Here is a 1,019-nt window from a genome sequence, read left to right on the forward strand (position 1 = left end):
TTGGCGCATTGTACCTCTTTGCGTGAAATAGAGGCCGCTTTTGCTAGTATGCAAGGGAAAAGCGAGAATAGCAGGATTGATTTTTCTCCTAAAAGGAGCACACTTAGCGACGCAAACCGGCGTAGATCCTCTGCTGTCTTTGAAGCCTTGTATCAAGCCCTATTCGAGCATTATCGCCCATTTATTACGGACAGCCGATTAAAATCCGACGAATCTCGCTCTATTTATGTGATTGATTCAACGACCATTTCATTGTTTCAGGCCATTTTGGAGAATGCTGGACGCAAACCAAAAACAGGTAGAGCAAAAGGAGGCATCAAGGTCCACACCCTATTAAAACTGGAAGACATCGTTCCCATGTTGATATGGATGTCTAAGGCTAGTGCAAACGATGCTCCTTACCTGTCGAAGATTAAGCCTGAAGCAGGGAGCATTTATCTATTTGATCGAGGATATGTTGATTTTAAAGCCTATGATGCCATAATCAAAGCAGGGGCATTTTTTGTAAGCAGGCTTAGAGAAAATGCTGTCTTTGAAGTTGTTGAAGAGAAGTTAGAGCCAGAGCCAACCATAGCCAGGGAGGCCATTATCAAGCTTCCCAGGAAAGTCAAAGGGGAAGTCTACACAGATGAAAATTACCGACTTATTGAAATCAAAAGCGAAAAAGGGGAGCAATTAATACGTCTGATTACGAGTATTCACCATTTAGGCTCCACACAAATAGGCGATTTGTACCGGAAAAGGTGGCAAATCGAACTACTATTTAAGCAGCTAAAACAGAATTATCCATTGAAATACTTTTTAGGAGATACCTCAAATGCCATAGAAATACAGATTTGGGTAACGCTGATCGCCAACTTACTCATCACAGTATTGAAAAAGTCGATCAAAAGAGCTATAGCTCATTCCAACTTGGCAACCTTTCTGAGAATTAACCTACTAGCCTACATCAAACCCACAGCAGTACTGAATTACCTGAGACATACTAACCGAAACAAACCCAAAAGCAGGCAGCTAAA

The 1,019-nt window shown here is 41.7% G+C and carries 1 protein-coding gene; it reads left to right on the plus strand.

Annotated features, from left to right (window positions below; translation table 11 throughout):
* Positions 1-1,019 (plus strand): IS4 family transposase (locus P2W72_RS15685; protein ID WP_276364573.1); only part of this gene is annotated, 1,019 nt, incomplete at both ends.

It is taken from the genome of Daejeonella sp. H1SJ63 (genome assembly GCF_029360775.1).
In the GTDB taxonomy this organism is placed as follows: Bacteria; Bacteroidota; Bacteroidia; order Sphingobacteriales; family Sphingobacteriaceae; genus Daejeonella.